24 protein-coding genes and 2 pseudogenes are annotated in these 18,756 nt (G+C 35.6%); 8 read left to right on the forward strand and 18 right to left on the reverse strand.

Annotated elements, in window-relative coordinates:
- Positions 1-111: 111 nt before the first annotated feature.
- The 6 genes from LCM23_RS12545 to LCM23_RS26065 all read right to left on the reverse strand — a co-directional run bounded on the left by LCM23_RS12545 (position 112) and on the right by LCM23_RS26065 (position 5,096).
- Positions 112-729 carry a nitrite reductase gene (locus tag LCM23_RS12545; protein ID WP_224937305.1) on the reverse strand — a complete coding sequence of 206 codons (618 nt, stop codon included), beginning with the start codon at positions 727-729 and terminating at the stop codon, positions 112-114.
- Positions 730-851: 122 nt separating this feature from the next.
- Positions 852-1,124 carry a glutaredoxin family protein gene (locus LCM23_RS12550; RefSeq protein WP_224937258.1) on the reverse strand — a complete coding sequence of 91 codons (273 nt, stop codon included), beginning with the start codon at positions 1,122-1,124 and terminating at the stop codon, positions 852-854.
- Between the two features lie 33 nt (positions 1,125-1,157).
- Complete coding sequence (locus tag LCM23_RS12555) at positions 1,158-1,982, reverse strand: hypothetical protein (RefSeq protein ID WP_224937259.1); 825 nt, start codon at positions 1,980-1,982, stop codon at positions 1,158-1,160.
- Positions 1,983-1,986: 4 nt separating this feature from the next.
- Positions 1,987-4,413: a heavy metal translocating P-type ATPase gene (locus tag LCM23_RS12560; RefSeq protein ID WP_224937306.1), complete on the reverse strand. Its 2,427-nt coding sequence runs from the start codon at positions 4,411-4,413 to the stop codon at positions 1,987-1,989.
- Between the two features lie 86 nt (positions 4,414-4,499).
- Complete coding sequence (gene copZ / locus LCM23_RS12565) at positions 4,500-4,706, reverse strand: copper chaperone CopZ (protein WP_224937260.1); 207 nt, start codon at positions 4,704-4,706, stop codon at positions 4,500-4,502.
- 207 nt (positions 4,707-4,913) lie between these two features.
- Positions 4,914-5,096, reverse strand: a complete 183-nt coding sequence (locus LCM23_RS26065; protein WP_224937261.1) for a metal-sensing transcriptional repressor — start codon at positions 5,094-5,096, stop codon at positions 4,914-4,916.
- A 152-nt stretch (positions 5,097-5,248) separates the two neighbouring features.
- On the opposite strand from LCM23_RS26065, the pseudogene LCM23_RS12575 reads away from it, so the two are divergent.
- Positions 5,249-5,711: pseudogene (locus LCM23_RS12575) on the forward strand (transposase); the annotation flags it as partial.
- Positions 5,712-5,897: 186 nt separating this feature from the next.
- Here LCM23_RS12575 and LCM23_RS12580 read toward each other — a convergent pair.
- Together LCM23_RS12580 and LCM23_RS12585 are read right to left on the reverse strand one after the other, a co-directional pair.
- Positions 5,898-6,422, reverse strand: coding sequence for a DinB family protein (locus LCM23_RS12580; protein ID WP_224937262.1), 525 nt, complete (start codon positions 6,420-6,422; stop codon positions 5,898-5,900).
- Positions 6,423-7,500: 1,078 nt separating this feature from the next.
- On the reverse strand, positions 7,501-7,947 hold the full coding sequence (locus tag LCM23_RS12585; RefSeq protein ID WP_224937263.1) for an Lrp/AsnC family transcriptional regulator: 447 nt from the start codon (positions 7,945-7,947) through the stop codon (positions 7,501-7,503).
- A 118-nt stretch (positions 7,948-8,065) separates the two neighbouring features.
- Between LCM23_RS12585 and LCM23_RS12590 the strand changes: the two genes are divergently transcribed.
- Entirely contained in the window at positions 8,066-8,641 is a 576-nt protein-coding gene (locus LCM23_RS12590; protein WP_224937264.1) for a cysteine hydrolase family protein, read from the forward strand.
- 304 nt (positions 8,642-8,945) lie between these two features.
- Here the strand turns inward: LCM23_RS12590 and LCM23_RS12595 are convergent, their stop codons facing one another.
- From LCM23_RS12595 to LCM23_RS12605, 3 genes and pseudogenes are all read right to left on the reverse strand, one after another.
- A complete protein-coding gene (locus tag LCM23_RS12595) occupies positions 8,946-9,635 on the reverse strand; it encodes an alpha/beta fold hydrolase (RefSeq protein ID WP_224937265.1) in 690 nt (229 codons plus the stop codon).
- Between the two features lie 149 nt (positions 9,636-9,784).
- A pseudogene (locus tag LCM23_RS12600) lies at positions 9,785-10,065 on the reverse strand (DUF6262 family protein); the annotation flags it as partial.
- 429 nt (positions 10,066-10,494) lie between these two features.
- A complete protein-coding gene (locus LCM23_RS12605; protein ID WP_224937266.1) occupies positions 10,495-10,938 on the reverse strand; it encodes an SRPBCC family protein in 444 nt (147 codons plus the stop codon).
- 395 nt (positions 10,939-11,333) lie between these two features.
- Here LCM23_RS12605 and LCM23_RS12610 point away from each other — a divergent pair, with 395 nt between their 5' ends.
- The 6 genes from LCM23_RS12610 (at position 11,334) to chrA (ending at position 15,358) form a co-directional block, all read left to right on the forward strand.
- A complete protein-coding gene (locus LCM23_RS12610; RefSeq protein WP_095371726.1) occupies positions 11,334-11,534 on the forward strand; it encodes a cold-shock protein in 201 nt (66 codons plus the stop codon).
- A gap of 89 nt (positions 11,535-11,623) precedes the next feature.
- A complete protein-coding gene (locus tag LCM23_RS12615) occupies positions 11,624-11,800 on the forward strand; it encodes a hypothetical protein (protein ID WP_224937267.1) in 177 nt (58 codons plus the stop codon).
- A gap of 75 nt (positions 11,801-11,875) precedes the next feature.
- The gene (locus LCM23_RS12620; RefSeq protein ID WP_224937268.1) at positions 11,876-12,739 is read left to right on the forward strand and encodes a GAF domain-containing protein; all 864 of its coding nucleotides are present in this window, start codon (positions 11,876-11,878) and stop codon (positions 12,737-12,739) included.
- Between the two features lie 272 nt (positions 12,740-13,011).
- On the forward strand, positions 13,012-13,698 hold the full coding sequence (locus LCM23_RS12625) for an N-acetylmuramoyl-L-alanine amidase (protein ID WP_224937269.1): 687 nt from the start codon (positions 13,012-13,014) through the stop codon (positions 13,696-13,698).
- Positions 13,699-13,859: 161 nt separating this feature from the next.
- Positions 13,860-14,171: a PadR family transcriptional regulator gene (locus LCM23_RS12630; RefSeq protein WP_180316920.1), complete on the forward strand. Its 312-nt coding sequence runs from the start codon at positions 13,860-13,862 to the stop codon at positions 14,169-14,171.
- Between the two features lie 11 nt (positions 14,172-14,182).
- Complete coding sequence (gene chrA / locus LCM23_RS12635; RefSeq protein ID WP_224937270.1) at positions 14,183-15,358, forward strand: chromate efflux transporter; 1,176 nt, start codon at positions 14,183-14,185, stop codon at positions 15,356-15,358.
- Between the two features lie 37 nt (positions 15,359-15,395).
- On the opposite strand, the gene LCM23_RS12640 is transcribed toward chrA, so the two are convergent.
- The 7 genes from LCM23_RS12640 to LCM23_RS12670 form a co-directional block, all read right to left on the reverse strand.
- A complete protein-coding gene (locus LCM23_RS12640) occupies positions 15,396-15,629 on the reverse strand; it encodes a hypothetical protein (RefSeq protein WP_224937271.1) in 234 nt (77 codons plus the stop codon).
- Positions 15,630-15,800: 171 nt separating this feature from the next.
- Entirely contained in the window at positions 15,801-16,133 is a 333-nt protein-coding gene (locus tag LCM23_RS12645) for a YxiJ-like family protein (protein WP_224937272.1), read from the reverse strand.
- A gap of 107 nt (positions 16,134-16,240) precedes the next feature.
- Entirely contained in the window at positions 16,241-16,417 is a 177-nt protein-coding gene (locus LCM23_RS12650) for a DUF6366 family protein (protein ID WP_224937273.1), read from the reverse strand.
- A 78-nt stretch (positions 16,418-16,495) separates the two neighbouring features.
- Complete coding sequence (gene yiaA, locus LCM23_RS12655; protein WP_373370931.1) at positions 16,496-16,945, reverse strand: inner membrane protein YiaA; 450 nt, start codon at positions 16,943-16,945, stop codon at positions 16,496-16,498.
- Positions 16,946-16,983: 38 nt separating this feature from the next.
- Positions 16,984-17,271 carry a hypothetical protein gene (locus LCM23_RS12660; RefSeq protein ID WP_224937275.1) on the reverse strand — a complete coding sequence of 96 codons (288 nt, stop codon included), beginning with the start codon at positions 17,269-17,271 and terminating at the stop codon, positions 16,984-16,986.
- Between the two features lie 138 nt (positions 17,272-17,409).
- On the reverse strand, positions 17,410-18,186 hold the full coding sequence (locus LCM23_RS26070; protein WP_224937276.1) for a VanZ family protein: 777 nt from the start codon (positions 18,184-18,186) through the stop codon (positions 17,410-17,412).
- Positions 18,147-18,509 (reverse strand): PadR family transcriptional regulator, encoded by a 363-nt coding sequence (locus LCM23_RS12670; RefSeq protein WP_224937277.1) that lies wholly within the window; start codon positions 18,507-18,509, stop codon positions 18,147-18,149. The genes LCM23_RS26070 and LCM23_RS12670 overlap by 40 nt, the downstream gene beginning before the upstream one ends.
- Positions 18,510-18,756: the final 247 nt, after the last annotated feature.

Below are 18,756 nucleotides of genomic sequence, written 5' to 3' on the forward strand. Positions count from 1 at the left end.
CTCCAGAATTACAGTTTAATTAGTTTCGATATTAAATGATAGTCCATCATTGAAAAAGTAAATTAATTCCCTTTACCTTTTTATTAATCCACAACGAAAAAAGCATTTATATTAACTTATCAATTGGTCCTTACCTACCCTCTTCCAGAATTTACAGAATGTCTCCCGTTTTTTACCCATTTGCGAATAGTTAGCAATAATCTTTTCTACAGTATCGTACAATTCTTCTGGAGTTAGATTCTCTTTCAGTAGATAACCAACTTCCGCATCTCTTCCTTTTGCTTTTCCACCAACATATAAATTGTAATGATCCTTAAACTTCATAACGCCTATGTCGCTTAACATTGGTTCACCGCACCCTATAGGGCAACCTGTATAAGCAAACTTCAGGGTAAACGGTACAGGTTTTCCCGCAAAGCGTTTATTTAATTCCTTTGCTACCGGCATTCCTTCCTCTTCTTCTCCTTTGCAAAAATTGCAGGTTCTCAAACTTTTCACATAGTTTCCAACTGGGTAACATGCTAACCCGACATTTTCAAAATTTTTTATGATTTCTTCTTTTTTATCTTCTGGGATATCTACATAGAGTTGTTGGAAGGTTGTCAACTCCAGTTCCTCATCTTCATTCATATATTTTGAGATCATCGTAAGTTGTTTTGAGTTTAGCTTTGCCCCAAACCCTATTCCTCCATTTACGGCTATTTTAAGTTTTTTAACATCGCTCTCCATATCATTTCTCCCTTTTAAATCCAACTATTTTTTCATTAATTACGAATACTTTACCATGGTAGGGTATAAAATTAGTGAAAATATATCTATGCACAAAAAGCAGGTACATAATGTTATCTATGCTATATTAATAACTTCTTTATCTCTTCTTTATTCCTTTCGAACCCTATCATGCTTTTTGGTTTTCTCATCCATCCTAAGAGGGACGGATGAGAAAACACAAGTGCTGGAACAATTCTGCTTCCGGTTATCTTAATTAGATCTTTTTCTTTTGATGGTTGTTTTGCTAAATCGTATTCCTTGTGAGGAATATGATGACTTTGCAAGAATTTTTTCAAATCTTGGCAATCAGAGCAAGTAGGTCTAGTGTAAACTTCAAGTTGATAGCTTTTCATCTCAAAACCCCACTCCTTTATTTTAACTTTGTTTTATTCCTTTACTTCTAAAATAAACGGATAGACGTTTACATTATCACCAAACTTAAATTCCGCCCAAATTTTGTACTTACCAGGTTTAGAAAAATGCGCATTGAACGTGGTTGTATCTTCTGAAGCTGGATGAACATGAATATATTGTTCAACCTCCTCGTCAACAATCACCACATGCCCTAAGGCACCTAGATGTGGATCTGGCTTTTCCCCATGCGTATCAAATACCAAAGGAACTTTTTCTTCAACCGCAGCATTAACATCCTCTAAGGTGACGGTCTTCCCATCAATTTCTTTTGTCCATTTATCCTCACTCTCTAGGCTTGCTTTATCTGTTTCGTTTGTTCCAATCTGCACTGGGTTTGGGACGACCTGGTACGCCTTATTTTCTGGAGTAATATCAACGAATGCTTGGTAAGTGCCTTCACTCAACTCTTGATTTACTACATATGAACCTTGTTGTTCCTTATCTGGATGTAAATGATAATACGCCTCTAAGTCATTAGAAACAATGATAAAATGCATTTCTTTTTCATGCTCTTTAGCAAGTTTAGGTGGGTTTCCATTATCAGCTTCCAATTTAATAAAAACTCTTCCATCATTGTACGTAACATTTGTATTAAGCTCTGATTCAACCTGATGGTCATGATGATGATTATGCTGCCTATGTTCCATTGTTTCTTCCTCCTTTTGAACTTCTGAAGTTTCATGATTATGGTCTAATTCTCCGCTTTGAAAAGGGTTATTTCCAGTAATTAAGCTATATGCTAGGATAACCAATATTAAATATACACTACCTAGAGAAACCCACTTTTTGATTGACATAGCTTTACTGCCCTCCCTTTAGCTTTAAACGTTGTAACCTCAAGGCATTTAGTACAACAGATACGGAGCTAAACGCCATTGCAGCTCCGGCAACCCATGGAGCCAGTAAACCAATAGCAGCAATTGGGATAGAGGCAGAATTATAGATAAACGCAAAGAACAGGTTTTGCTTAATATTTCGCATCGTTTTGTCGCTCAGTTCTACACTATCTGCCACACTGTGCAAATCTCCTCGCATAAGTGTAATATCAGCTGCCTCAATGGCTACATCTGTTCCTGTACCAATCGCCATTCCAATATCCGCAACAGCTAGAGCAGGCGCATCATTCACGCCATCACCTACCATGGCTACTTTTTTATTCATTTTTTGTAATTTCTTAATTTCATCTGCTTTTTGTTCAGGAATCACTTCTGCAATAACACGGTCAATACCGACCTGTTTACCAATTGCTTGTGCTGTCCGTTCATTATCACCTGTAAGCATAATGACTTCTAAGCCAAGCGCGTGCATTCTTTCAATAGCTGCTTTTGATGTTTCTTTCACAGTATCAGCTACGGCAATCACTCCTGCTAATTGTTGATCAACACCGATTAACATTGCTGTTTTACCATCTAATTCTAGTTTTGACATCACTTCTTCTATAGAAGTGATATCGATAGCTTGTTGTTGCATCAATTTTCTTGTACCAACAAAAACTGTTTTACCTTCTATTACAGCACGAATACCAAAGCCAGGTATCGCCTCAAATGAATCTGGTTCTTTAACCATAGTACCCATTGCTTTTGCACCTTTAACAATCGCTTCAGCAAGAGGGTGTTCAGAACTATTTTCAGCAGATGCCACTAAGGATAGTACTTCTTCCTCCGTGAATCCTTGTTGAGGAAGAACGTCTGTTAAATCTGGCTCACCTTTGGTTACTGTTCCAGTTTTATCTAAAACAATTGTATTTAATAAGCGTGTGTTCTCTAAATATTCTCCACCTTTAAATAAAACACCTAGTTCTGCAGCCCGTCCAGAACCAGCCATAACAGATGTTGGTGTCGCTAAACCAAGCGCACATGGACAAGCAATGACAAGAACTGTAATGGCAGGAACAAGTGCTGATCGTAATTCACCAGGTTCGACGATGAAGTACCAAACAAGAAAAGTCACGATTGCAATCCCTACAACAATAGGAACAAAGATACCTGATACATGGTCAGCCACTCGCTGAATATCTGCTTTACTTCCTTGTGCTTCCTCTACCACTTTTACAATTTGGGATAGCGCAGTATCTTTTCCAACTTTGGTAGCCTCAATGGTTAACATTCCATTTTTATTAATCGTTGAGCCAATGGCAATGTCGCCTATTTTTTTATCGACAGGAATACTTTCTCCTGTAATCATAGATTCATCTACAGCAGATTCACCTTTTATAATTTGCCCATCAACTGGAATTTTTTCACCTGGACGAACAATAATGGTATCTCCAACAATTACTTCTTCAATTGCTATTTCTTGTTCGACAGCATCACGTATCACTCGTGCTGTTTTAGCTTGCATGCCAAGCAATTTCTGAATAGCCTGACCTGTGCGTCCTTTGGCACGCACTTCAAAAAGCTTCCCAAGGATAACTAATGTAATAATAACTGACGCTGCTTCGAAATAGAGTACTGGCATCCCCTCTTGACCATTCATTTGCCATTCAATACCGAGAAAAATGCTATAGAAGTATGCGACAGATGTACCGAGTGCAACGAGAACGTCCATATTTGCACTTTTATTTCGTAATGCTTTATACGCACCTCGATAGAATTGTGCGCCAACAATAAATTGAACTGGAGTGGCTAATGCCAATTGTACCCATGGATTCATTAACATAACTGGTGAATAGATAAAAGAAGTAAACTTAAAATGCGTGACCATAGTCCATAACAAAGGAAACGTCAGAATAGCGGAGAAAATGAATTTCCCAGTCTGATTTCGTACTTCTTCATCCTTACTGTTGGCCGTTTCTTCTTTGGATGTTTGAGCCTTAAGCGTATACCCCAGCTTTTTTACTGCTTCAATCATATCTCCAGTTGTCACTTGGTCTTGATTATATTCAACCATGACATTCTCCAGGGCAAAGTTAACCGTAGCATTAGAAACTCCATCCATTTTAGCTAATCGTTTTTCAATTTTATTCGCACATGCTGCACAAGTCATCCCAGATATATCAAATGTTTGCTTATTATGTGCCACGCGATAACCTAATTTCTCGATTTTATCTTCAAAATCTTGCACATTTGTTTTCTCAGGATTGTAAACAACCTTTGTTTTTTCTATCGCAAAATTGACATTGGCATCTATTACACCGTCTATCTTGTTTAGACCTTTTTCAATTTTGTTGGCACATGCTGCACAAGTCATGCCTTGAATTTGCAAACTTACTTCTTTGTTTGCTCTCATCATTGTTTTCCCTCCTAAACAAGTACCCCATAAGGGTATATATTTTTTAAAAAGAAAATCGTGCTACAGAAGCACGACCGCTCTTCTTAGGCAACATCATAGCCTTGCTCTTCAATCACTTCGGTAATATCTTTCAAGTCTACCTTTTCCGGGTCAAAGGCTACGTCTACTTTTCCATCTTGCAGATGCACTTTTACAGTTTCCACACCCTTCAGTTCTCCTACATTTCCCTCAATTGAATTAACGCAATGTCCACAAGACATTCCTTGTACATTAAGTGTAACTTGTTGCATAATAATTCCTCCTTAAATGACTTTACTAGTTTTAATATATTCACATTACCATACCTATGTTAGGTATAATAAATAGTAAATTTTTGATTAAATTTTGTGATTTTTGAAAAGGTCGTTAAAATTCTTCCACCGGATCATCTTGTCTTAACCGTTCACAATCACACAAAGTGTTAATATAACTCTCTAACAAAACGCGGGAAACAAGATCTAATGCTGTTTGGGCTGCTGTATTTGATGTAAAATATCATCACAAAAATTTTTTCTCGTCATCATATTTTTTATTCCTTTAATATGACCCTCAATTCTGTTCATCCTCTTAATGAAGTTTATCTTGTAAATCACTTGGATAGTTTCCACTTTCTTTTTCTTGACTGCTGCATCATGTTTCATTAGAAATCATGATCAATTCGTCCATTCTTATCCCCCCTCTAGATATAGAATTAACTGCCGATATACCGGATTGACAAAACCAATATTACTATACCCTCGTAGGGTATGTCAACTTTTAAATAAAATGCCAGCAAATGATTACTGGCTTACAAACCGCATTTCATTTATTTGGTGAGAAATTATCTTTTCCCCCATACTAGATTTATTTAATGGTGTAAAAATCGTAGCCTATAATATTCAAAGCCCTCCTCATATGGACTTGTTTCAGATATGTTAGTCAGAGCTTTTAATGCTTATCCGAAGTAGATGCGCCTATCTTACATTCAGATTAATATTGCCATTATCAAATGAAAGAATACTCTTATGCATTAAAACAAAATGGTATTACTCAAAGTATGTCTCGTAAAGGCAATTGTTTAGATAACACAGTAATTGAGAACGTCTTTAGTCTATTAAAATCGGAATTATTTTTATGTAAGAATTTGAGAGTATGGCTCAATTCAAGCGTGAGCTTGAACTCTATATCGAATACTACAATCACAAACGTATGAAAGGGAAAAATTAAAAGGATTGAGCTCGGGGCAATACCGAATACAATCCTCCATAGCTGCTTAACTTAATATAATGTCTAACTTTTTGGGCTCACTTCATTTGGTATAAGCGCCCTTTAATGAAATAAACACTCGAATTGATTTATCTATTAGTGTGAATAATTAGCAAATGTTTCTTAAACACATTTATTGATTTTATAATTATCTAAAGCCAGTCAGTTAGTCAAGAGGGATTATAAGTTCCCTTTCTTTAACACTTACCATATTGTAATTCCCGAAGCATTTGAAAAATTTGACCTCTATGATGTGATTCATGTTCAATCAAATGGTAAACAACCCACTCAGGTGTGACGTCATAATGTTCAAGTGCTCTCGGTTTACGCCAATCGGTTAGGTCCATTGAACGAAAGTGAGAAAGAAATACTTCACGTACCTTATTGAGCCGGTAAAAATGGTCCTCTATACTTTCTCCCTCAAAGTGAGTTAAATTGCCTTCAGTTCGATGTTCTAAAGGAAATAATGAGCTAATTTCAGGATCCCAATCGGTTCCAAGTACTTCTACATATAACCAATCTGCCTCGATCAATGCAATGTGATACAAAAGAGTCCCAATTGATTGCCTTCCGACTATTTTTCTGTCAATTAAGCTTTGGCTGATTCCAGTTAATTCAGTAATAAGAGTACGTCGAACATCCGCTAAACACCATATCCATCGGCCAATCTCTTCTTCATATTCTGGTAATGAGGATACCAGTAAAGCTCTTCTCTCCAACAAGATCAACCTCCTCTAATTAAAATACTTACATTCTATTAAAAATGGATGTTTCCTTCTTTTAAATAAAAAAATTCTTTCCGTACTTCACAAACTCCCCCTTTAGCTGAAAGAAGGCACAATTCTTTTCAAGAATTGCGCCCGATTGTTTAAAACAATATCTCAGTTCTTACACACAATTTAATCGTTTTACTGTAACTTGTTATTTACAATACCTCTGAGCTTAGGGAATTCAGAAATCATAATAAGTGTATGTAACCACACTTAAAGAACCCAAAACACTATATTCAAAGTTAATAAACTCAAACCAACCTTTGCTTACCAAAAACATCACAACAATCATTACTAAATATGGAAAAATCATTATAAAATAAAATCCTATACCTTTTCCAAATTGGAAAAATGAGTTCCATTTATTCTCATCTTTATTAAAAACCCTTCCAAGGGGTCGCGAAAAAAAACAAAAGTACAGCAACATAAAGAGCAGACCCTATGATATCTAACAGAATATAAGAAATAAGAAACAAAAGTATATCCATACCTACCACCTTTAATCTTATGTCACACTCGTGCCAGTTGCCCCTTTTTATTCCGGTGTGCTCCAAAATAAAAATCCTACCTACGAAAAAAATCACCAAAACAATTAATATAATGTTGCAGAAACGTATAATAAAATCTTTCCGAATAGATTCCTTTTGCTAAACAAATATAAAATCAAAGTAATAACTAAAAATATTAAGCCAGTTATCATTGTGACATTATCGTTAACCAATGTACCTCCGACCAAAAAAAAAACAGCCATGGAAATAATGCTCACAATCAAACTTATGAAAGAAATAATCCCATATTTCTTCGTTCATTTGTCAAAATATATCGCCCCCAATTACCATTAATTTTAATATATACTATGCAACAATCTGGCCCTTAACATCAAAAAGCACTTACCTTTATTTTCAAGATAAGCGCCCTTTAATGGAAGATCGTTCAACAGTATTAAGAGCCTTCTAGTCACTTAACTATTACAGATAAGCCCCCTTTTGTTTAAGCAGAATACTTCACAAAACTTCTTTGAAACAAATGTTTATTGTAATATGGCAGTCAACGGATTACGTTGTTTAATCTCTTGTATTGATAGGTTTAAACTATAGTTCCCATGATCGAGAAGTTGATTAAGAAGAAGATTCAATTGATTTTGGGATTTAACTTTTATTTTTAAATGGTAACAGCCTTCTCCAGATACTCGGTGAGCTTCAACTACCTCTTTTCGATCTTTAATAAAACGAATAAAAGCAGCATGATTAGCTGTTTTCATATGAACAATGACAAACGCTGTATAAGAAAGCCCGAGTTTCATTTCATCGATTATTAGGGAGTAGGCTTTAATTACACCACTTTCCTCAAGTTTTTTAATACGATTCCCTACTGCTTGTCCAGTCATATGAATTTGTCCTCCCAAGTCCTTCCATTGAATACGTGAATTTTCGGTTAGTAACCGTAAAATCTCAAAATCAATTTGATCAATTTCCATAATAAATTCCTTTCACCGTGAAATTATTTGATATAAAAGTTTTTCATCAAAGTATCGATAAAAACCAAGATATTATTTATCATTTTATTATAATAAATTTTTTAATGAGGTGAAAAAAATGAGCACAGCTTTAATCATTGTCGATATTCAAAATGACTATTTTCCAAATGGAAAGATGGAATTAAGCAACCCCGTAAAAGCAGCCTCTAATGCTGCTAAAGTTCTTAAATGGTTTAGACAGAATAACAAAGATAATATTTTTCATGTCCAACATATTGCAAGTAATCCAGGTTTAGGCTTCTTTCTTCCAAATACGGAGGGAGTTCAACTAAATGAAACTGTTTTACCATTAGAACACGAAAGTATTATCATAAAACATGCACCTAACAGCTTTTTTAAAACCGAACTAGAGCGCAAATTAAGAGAAAAAAGAGTGACCAAGCTAGTGATTGTAGGTATGATGACGCATATGTGTATTGATGCCACAGTCAGAGGTGCTGTAGAGATAGGCTTTGAAACTACTCTTATTGAAGATGCATGTGCGACAAGGGGATTATCTTATCAAGATAAGGCCGTGCCAGCTGAACAGGTTCATTTTGCGTTTGTCAGTGCACTTAATGGTATGTATGCCAACGTTATATCAACTGAGGATTTCCTGCAACAAGAAGCTAACACAATCTTGAAGAACAAATAATTCAATACAAATGGGGGGTTGTTTAAAAAGAATCTCCCTTTTTGCTGTTGTTTAAACTAATTAATAAGGTATCCTTCTTCAACTGCAACCGTTAGCTTAAGTGTAACTTCCCACAAATAATCTTTAATCAGGATATCTACTGTCCTTAATTCCTCAACAATATGGCCCTATTGCTCATTACCAATTATTTCAAAATCATTCGCTCAACTCAATCTTTTTTCTGTGAAAAAGGACGTTTACCTTATTTCAGATAAGCGTCGATTGTTTAATAAAAATTAGGATAACGGTAAAAGTGTACTGAAACTCATGAATTAAGAAAACTTTTTACAGCAGCTAAGAAGGCTGGTAAATTAGCATCATGCACAAAGTGCCCAGCATCTTCTATCGTCACCAATTCGCAATTCGGGATGCGTTCAGAAACTTCCTGTAATTTGTTTTGAGGAATGTGACTGGACTCACCGCCTATAATTAGAGTCGGCATGATAATGTCGGTAAGACGCGCCCACCATTCGGGATTGGGTTCATTAAGTTGCTGTAGAATCGAAGACACAACAAGCCAATCAAACGGTAGGGGATCAGAAGGTTTGGAAGGAACTTCGATCGGCTTATCCGGAAAAGGAGGAGGAGTGTCTTCAATAATCAACCGTTCTATCCTTGACGGAAATGTTTCCGAGAAAAGATAGGATACTGTTCCCCCCATGGAATGACCAATTAGCGCAAATCGTTCTAAATTCATAGCATTCGCAAAATGAAACAAGTCATCGGACATCAGTTCAAAAGAATATGTACTAGTTCTCGCACTCCCACCGTGACCCCGTTGATCTAAAGCTAAAACGCGATATTTTTCTCCTAATACAGCAGCCACTTGATCCCATGATTCTGCACTTTTTCCCAGCGCGTGAAGTGCAACAAGCGGTGGTGCGGAAGGTTCTCCACTCTCGCGATATTGAAAAGTGAGCCCATTCAATTCAATTTGATTTACTAGGGTTTCCATCTCCGATCATCTCCTATGGTGGGTTTCGTCATATGAAACCCGATTTATTTAATGTCCATACCTATATATTTCAGCGAGTGTGTGAATATTCCCTGCTCATCTTCAACAGTATGGTCCTTTAATTGAACAAGATAGGAAACGGAGTTCCCTCAGATTTTTTTATAAACTTCTTCATAGGAAATTTTAACTGCTCACGTAATTCCTTTTTTTCTTCCTCTAACTTCTTAACCTTACGTTTTATTGAAGCAATCATAGCTTCTTTGGTGTTTTTTTATCCATTTCACGTTAGATTTGCTTTGCAGTTGGGACTTGTGCTTGTTGCATACGTAATGATTTCGATTCGCTCTCTAATTTCTGTGTTATTGTATAGTGCCGCTTTACTAACTCCTGCCTCTTGAGCAACACTGTTAAAATTCAAGCTTTCTTTGGCCTATATAAGGCGTTTTATTGAAGTATGTTTGATTTAATCTCAAAACATGCTAAAAAAATACTCTTCTTAAAGTAAAGCATCCGATCGTAATATAAGGTTAGCCAGATTTTTCTGGTTGTTAGATAAGTCATATGATAAAAAACGTGAAGTAGGAAAACCCTTCAGAATAGCAATTATTGCCTGTGTAAATAAGCTTTTAAATTGGTTACTCCTTACTAAAAAACAGAACTACTTTCAAGGATATAGATTAGGAACTATATCTATCTATATACAACAAAACCCTCCAAAAGTGAGAAAGTGGAAGGTTATTTGGCATGATCTATTTTAATATGTCATTGTTGTTTGAAATATTTTAATGAAAAATTTTGACAAACTATAAGCTGGTTTAGTTCAATAAGAATGCACAAAATAATAATAGTCGGTTTTTTATTAATGGATTAATGAAGCTCTCAAATCACTAACACCATTTTCCAAATAGCACTTTAAACAAGTTAGCATATAAACCCAACCTTCTTTTTGTCCTAGCATTTTGTTTACTATTTCAGGGTCATCTTCATTAAGACCTGATTCGTTCACCTCAATAATTGTTCTCGCATTATCCAACTCTTTCAGTGTAATTATAACAACTGTTTCTTCATCAGATTCTCCGCCCCATGAAAACACGATTTTCTTATTTTTTTCGATTTCTAATACATGTATAATACCTTCTGCTTCGTATTCATCATATCTTAATGTAATAGTCTTGCCCTGTTCCCATCTTTCAGAACTCGATGAGAACCAAAAGTTTCCGATTTTGAAAGGGTCTACTATGGCTTCAAAAACCTCATTTGCTTGCTTATATATTTTAAATTTCGTAGTTACTTGGGTATCCATAACAAAATCAACTCTCTTTCAGAATATTTAATACTTTTTCTATTATATTTTACGGTACTCTTTCTTTACATTAATGCTTCTTATTTAACTAAACTGCATCTTTACTTTAAGTATATCATCAAGCAAAGTCCTATTCTTTAAATCCTGCATACCTAAAACATTAAACTGACTTTTGAAATCCAGCCCCTTGCTAGTCTTATCTTTTTTTACATTAAATAACACCTTCCTGTATTTGCTAATATCATTGATAAATGGTATGATGAATATAATTATTTTTGTTCGGTGTAAAATTGAGAGAGAGGAAATCTCTTCTAAGGATTTTTTTGTCTTAAAATCGTATGTTTGAACAAGGGTAGTAATACATTTGTGGTAACCCCACAACAGGAGACGATAACATGGAAACAGGTACAGTAAAATGGTTTAACGCAGAAAAAGGTTTTGGATTTATCGAGCAAGAAGGCGGAGAAGATGTATTCGTACATTTCAGCGCAATTCAAAGCGAAGGCTTCAAATCTTTAGACGAAGGTCAAAAAGTAACATTTGACATCGAACAAGGTCAACGTGGTCTTCAAGCAGCTAACGTTAACAAAGCATAATTACTATAGAAAAAAAGACTCCATCTAGGAGTCTTTTTTTCATTAACGGTAAGGACACATTATCTTCACTAATGAAAGGGATTGAGATTATGAGCGTAGAAATGTTTCGTATCGGGGAAATGGTAAATATAAAAAGGACGAAAGAGCAAGTGATTATATCAAAAAGCCAGTATGTAAAAAATATGAAAAGATACTCTTATGTCGTTAATAAATATCCTGGTACATTTTTCTTTGAAGAAGAATTGATGAAGCGCGAAAAGAATTAAGTTCTTGCATCTGTAATCAGTGATTCTATTTTTATGCTAAAATTATAGTATCAATCAATTTTGGAGAGATGTTCGATGATCAGTAAAGTAAAGGATAAAACAGTTTACCAATCACTAGTGGATACGTCTACTAAATTATTTGCGTTGTTAACTAAAAAATTAGATGTCAATTCTGCATATATAGCCAAAAAAGTAGGCAATAAAATGACTGTTATTAATTCCTATAATAAAGTGGAATTTATCATACCAGACGATATTGCTGTTGATTATCAAGAATCGAATTGCAAACTTGTATTAGAAAATAATGAACCTGCGAAAACCGTGATGAATTTAATGGCTGATGAAGAAACAAAAAAGCGAAAAATCACCGATGAGCTTGGGGTGAAAGCCTTTATTGGTGTTCCGTTAAATCGCACAGATGGATCAAACTTCGGCACGCTCTGTTTAATGGATAAAGATGAAAAAACCTTTACCAATGAACAAGTGGAAATGGTCCAGTCCATTGCCGATGTCCTCTCCTATATTATTGAACTCGATGACCTTTATGAAGATATCGATTTACTCAGCGTACCCATCATTCCGATATCAAAAGGGATTGCTATCTTGGCACTACAAGGCAACGTCAACGATAAAAGGGAAAGAAAAATTCTTGAGGATACATTAAATTATACATTAAGCCATAAAATTTCTTCTTTTCTCATCGACTTATCTGAAATGCAAATCTCTAATTATGAATTTTCCGACGCACTTAATCGATTAGTCTCTGCTCTTAAACTTATGGGCGTGAAGGTAATGCTTTCGGGTATTCCAACCGCACTTGCTAGCTCAACAAGAATGAGAGACCAATTCCAAGATTTAGAAGTGACATTTGTCAGAAGTATTGAAGGCGGACTAAAAAAATTAGGTTATCAAATTGTGGAACGTGAAGAAGAGCAGTAACTCCTACTGCTCTTCAGCAATTTCCCCGTGTCTTAACCTTCCTATTAGAAGAAAGCCTCCGCTCCCCTCTTTATCGACAGCAAGACCATCATAGTCATTCCCGCTTTTATAAGCTAAATATCTCCATACCTCTTTAATGACCTTGTTTAGAATCTACCTCTTCCTACTAACCTTCCTTGTGCGAATCAATCAAATGGTTAAAAAGTAGTTTAAGTGTACAAGCACTAAATACATCCTTTGCATAAAACTATTAGAAAAGGAGGTATTTTCATATGGTAAAAATATATATCGATCCTGGTCATGGTGGTACTGACCCTGGAGCAGTAGGTAATGGTTTACAGGAAAAGAACCTTACACTACAAATAGCTACAAAGGTAAGAGATTTATTATTAGGATATAGTAATGCTGAGGTACGAATGAGTCGAACAGGTGACCAAACCGTTTCTCTTGCCCAAAGAACAAACGATGCCAACGCTTGGGGGGCCAATTACTTCTTATCCATTCATATTAATGCCGGTGGCAGTACTGGCTATGAGGATTATATCTATCCTGGATCCGGCACACCTACAACAACCTATCAAAATATCATCCATGAAGAAATAATGAAAGTCGTTAACTTCGCCGATCGTGGGAGAAAGCAAGCCAATTTTCACGTATTAAGAGAAAGCAATATGCCTGCTATTTTAACAGAGAACGGTTTTATTGACACAGTTGCTGATGCCAACAAATTAAAACAAGCGTCATTTATTCAAGCTATTGCCCAAGGACATGTAAATGGACTCGTACGTGCCTTCAACCTGGTTCCATCAGGAGGAGCTATCTATCATACAGTTGTCAGCGGAGATACTGTATATGCTCTCGCCAATAGATATGGTAGCACTATACAGCAAATCCGTAACTGGAATGGATTAGATGCAAATTATACGATTTATCCGGGTCAAATTTTGCGGGTGAAATAAAAGAAAGAATGGACCCCATTGATAGGGGTCCATTCTTTTATACTTTCAAAATAGATTCCTTTAATTGAACATATAAAAACCTTTACATATAAAATGATTTATATTAATATTGTTATCGAAAACCGATATCGGTATTGGAAAACAAAAGGGAGTCCTTATGGTTGGAAAACAATAAGATATTAAGAAAGTTATTTTTGGGCTTTATCCACATTCATATTTTACATCATGCCAAAGAGCATCCCATATATGGAAGCTGGATGTTAGACGAATTAAGAGAACATGGTTATACCATTAGCGCAGGTACACTATACCCTATATTCCACGGAATGGAAGCTGATGGTTTATTGTTAAAAGAAGACCAATTGGTAGATGGAAAAATAAGAAAGTATTATCGCATTACTGAAAAAGGTGAAGCTATTTTAATTGAAGCAAGAGCAAAGGCCTATGAATTATTCAAAGAAATTAAAGAGTAAAGGAGTCCTGCATGCAATACTTTAAAAAACTACTTGAGATTTTCATTGTATCAACAAGACTTGGTTTCACTTCTTTTGGAGGACCAGTCGCACATTTAGGTTATTTTCATCAGGAATATGTTCGAAAAAGAAAATGGATGGACGAAAAAAGTTATGCTGACCTCGTAGCATTAAGTCAATTTCTACCTGGCCCAGCAAGCAGTCAAGTCGGAATTGGCATTGGTGTCATGAGAGGTGGCGTTTTAGGTGGGATTGTATCTTTTATTGGCTTTACAATGCCCTCAGTCATTGCTCTTATTTTATTCGCTTACTTTGCTCAACAGCTTGGTCTAATGGAATTTGGCATCATCCAAGGGTTGAAAATAGTTGCTGTAGTCATTGTCGCTCATGCCATTTTAGGGATGGCTAAGAGTTTAACCCCTGACTTAACTAGAAAATCAATCGCTTTATTCGCGCTTTTGATCACCTTACTTATTCCCCATAACCTATCGCAGATTGGGGTCATTTTGGTAGCTGGATTGCTTGGTTATTTTATGTTTAGTAAAAAAGAGGAGCATGACGGTTTATCATTACAAGTACCGTTATCAAAGAAGATAGGATTGGTTTGTTTAAGCTTATTTTTCGGGCTTTTAACCATCCTTCCAATTTTAAGCAGTTTAATTTCAAATACTTGGCTAAGTATGGTTGACAGTTTCTACCGGGCTGGTGCATTGGTATTTGGAGGAGGGCATGTAGTTCTTCCCTTATTAGAAAGAGAATTTGTTCCTACTGGATTTATTAGTGAAGAAGCCTTTTTATCTGGTTATGCCGCTGCGCAGGCTGTGCCTGGTCCACTATTTACCTTTGCAGCATTTATTGGCGCTGATATGAATGGGTGGTTAGGAGGCATGATTGCAACATTTTCTATCTTTTTACCTGCCATACTGCTTATCTTTGGTGTCTTACCCTTTTGGCATGCATTAAGGAAGAATCATCACATAAGAGGAGCATTTATTGCCATTAACGCTGCTGTTGTTGGAATACTAATATCAGCCTTTTATATGCCCATATGGACGAGTGCTATTATTACGCCATTAGATTTTTCCTTAGCAGCTATATTATTCTTTATGTTGGTTTATTGGAAACTCCCCCCGTGGCTCATTGTTTTAGCTGGCGCACTAGGGGGAGTATTGATAGAAATGACTTGAACACCTTTAAGCCGTTATTATAAAATAACGGTTTACTTTATTTTTGCTTCATCTTCAATTGATTTTCTAGCTCCGTTACACGATGCTCTAGTTTCTGCCTTTCATCAAGCTCCATTCTTAATTTTTCCTCCATCAATTCTCCGTTTTTTAAATACCTTTTTATGACCTTACTCGTGGCTACAAATACAATGATAAGTAAGGTAGGAATGATAAGAACAAATGTCAATATTATGATTCCATTCACCAATGAAAACATATCCCCAAACCCCATGGCTCCTACTCCCAACTAAATGAAAATCTTATTGCTTAATTAGTATATAGGACACATTTTCATATAGCCACTCTTTATTTTCCACAAATATGTTATTAATATATAAGAAACAACTAATAGCATAAACTGAAACTTCAGCTAATAAAAATTTGTTACCATATTCATTAACTTCTATTCCACCAAATACGTTAACAGTAACACACGTACCTCATCGTACAGCATATATTCATCTAAAAAATGAGGATAATCTCTCATTACCCGTTTTAAAAACTCATATGTAGGGAACTGCTCAAAAAAGTCGGATGTCAATAATGATACTTGCCTTTGTGAAAGCTGATCTTGGCGGTTGTTGGCAACGTAACTTAGACTACCTGCTATATTCATCCAGTATGTATGTAAATCTACAGTTAAATCCTCTAATGGATACGAATCACCAAAATCATTATCGATCTTTGTTAAGTCTTCAAATGGCATGGGATGATATAGATTTTCCTTTTTTTCCATTAACTGTTCGAATATTGTTTGTTTATTGATATGCCCACCACCGCTTAGACGCTATTTGTTAACACAGGGATAATAAAGGTTTCTATCGAGAGCTACTTTTCCCAGTATCAAAAGAACCACTGATAAAAGAAAAAACCCCCAATAACAATAATTACGAGTAAGAGTAAATCGTTCCAGCCCATCCCACTTACATCAGGTGACGGACTCTGACTTTTATTAATGCTATCATTTAGCGTAACTGTGGGAGGATTCTCCTCCTGCTTCTTTCTATCTTCTGATGGCATTCCTACACCCCTTTTGTTTCACACTTTAGGGAAAAGCAATAGATAGCTATATTTACTGCATTTTCCCTTTCTCCTCTATTATTCTCGTTCCCTCGCAGCTTGCGTATCACGAATATTCTTTTGCACTGCGACACTTGCAAATAAGCTAAGGACAAAAGCCATCGCATAAAATCCCTTTTCACTTAGAATAATACTACCAGCGTTATATAACCCAATGGCCATTAATGAAACGGCGACAATTAAAGCGAACCAACTGATCCCGTAATAAATACCCGTCACAGAAATACCATCTTCCTTGTCTCTTACCGCCTTTTGTAAAGAAACAGCGGCATACAATCCAAATATTAGAACAGCAAAATAATAGCCCTTCTCATTGAGTTCCATCGCAGCATTAAATAGACCGATGATATAAGCCGTCACACCTACTAATAGGGCTGCCCATGAAGCACCTTTAAAAGCTGCTGATGGTTCCCCTTCTTTTCTTTCTTCTTTCACTTTATTACTAGTCTTTTTCGCCTTCTCTACCATCAACTCTTCATCACTCGACAATATAACCTCCACCTTTCTCAACCCCACCACATGGCTAATACAAAAGTTGACCAGATTGACATGATGAAGCTTATCATAACTACCACTACAAGGGTTTCCAAGTATTTTACCTTCATTCTATGTTTAATTACTCGGTAAAATGTTATCGCAATCGCTAGCATATAAAATAAATAACTGCTTATCGTTACAATGGTTAAAAAAGTGATTGGATAAACATTAGGCAAAATAGCATGAAGGGAATAAGCAAAATCTTGACCAAAAATGGCAAATACCGAGCCAAGGAGTAAACAAATGATCACAATCATCTTATACCTCATTTTGTTTAATTTAGTGTAATTATACACTTTGTAAATTCGTTTAGAAACGTTTATTTATGAAAAATGTAATTTTTGAGAATAAATACCTAAAAAGAGTTAGTTCGAAAACGCGAACCAACTCTTCTTTTATCCTTTATTCAATTTTAAATGAGCTTCCTTTATGAACAAATTCACCTTAAAGATCGTTTTATACATCAAGTAACCTACCATTGCACCCATCGTATTAAGGATAATATCATCAATATCAAACTGCCCAATCTGCAAGAAAAACTGTAGAAGCTCAATAGAAAAACTCGCAGTAATGGCAGTGATGGTTACGACTGAAAAAAGTCGACAATGTTTAAAAAGCACCGGAAGTAATATTCCTAATGGCAGAAAAATAAGGATATTTCCAATTGTGTTAGTGATAATAATATCCAAATTAAAGCGATCAGCACCTAAAAGATAGGTGATTGTCGTTTTAAAAGGGATAATATTTACATTCATGCCCCATTCAGATAAATTAAAGTTAAAAAAGCTCATTTGTTCTTCTCTTGATAAAAAATAAAAATTACCTGTATAACCATTAGCATAATTCATTATTCTCTCCAAGAGCCGACCAATAATTAACTGCCATAAGACGACTAGTGCAAACAATGAAAACAGCAACCAGCTACTCACCTTATAGAGCTGATAGAATGGGGAGATAGATTGATTATAACCATGTGCAATGCTTTTCTGATTGCCAAAATCAGCTAGAGCCAGCTGTACGGCCTCTTTTTCACTCTTGCCATTTTGCCTATGTTCTTGTTTCAGTAGTAAAATATGGTCTGTCATTTCATCAATGATCTCTTGCTTTTCAACATGGTCACAATCAATTGTATTTACAATTTGTTTGATATAGGATTCAACCTCTTTGTCCACTTGAGCCCCTCCGTTGTTACGTTAATCAAATCATTCACTTTTTGCCACTCGCCTAGTTTCCTACTTAATTCTGTTTTTCCACCGTTTGTTAATTGATAATACTTCCTTCGACCACCAAACTGTGAATCTTCCCAATACGCTTCAATCCAGCCATTCTTCTCCAACCTCTTTAAAGCCGGATACAATGTCCCTTCACTCATGTTATACAACTCATGACTGTTTTCCTTTAAGCTCTTCACCATCTCATATCCGTACATATCTTTTTTAGATAATAATGAAAGCAATAAAATATCAATACTACCCTTCATGATTTCTTTATCCATTCTGTTTCTCCTTTATTTGGAAAGTCGCTAACTATATTGTAATGCGATGTACATCGTATTACAAGGTAATTGTTGTCTTTATACAATGAACATACACGGTTTTTTTCCAAATTTAAGAATATCCCCATGTAAAACAAGGAAATTTTTGTTATTATTTTTGTAGTAGAAGAATATTTTATTCTGCCTCAATAAGAATTTAAGAATGGAGAGAAAGTGTGCTTAAAATCCTACAAATGATCTTATCTTT

The sequence above is a fragment of the Cytobacillus kochii genome (assembly GCF_020171845.1).
Taxonomy (GTDB): domain Bacteria; phylum Bacillota; class Bacilli; order Bacillales; family Cytobacillaceae; genus Cytobacillus; species Cytobacillus kochii.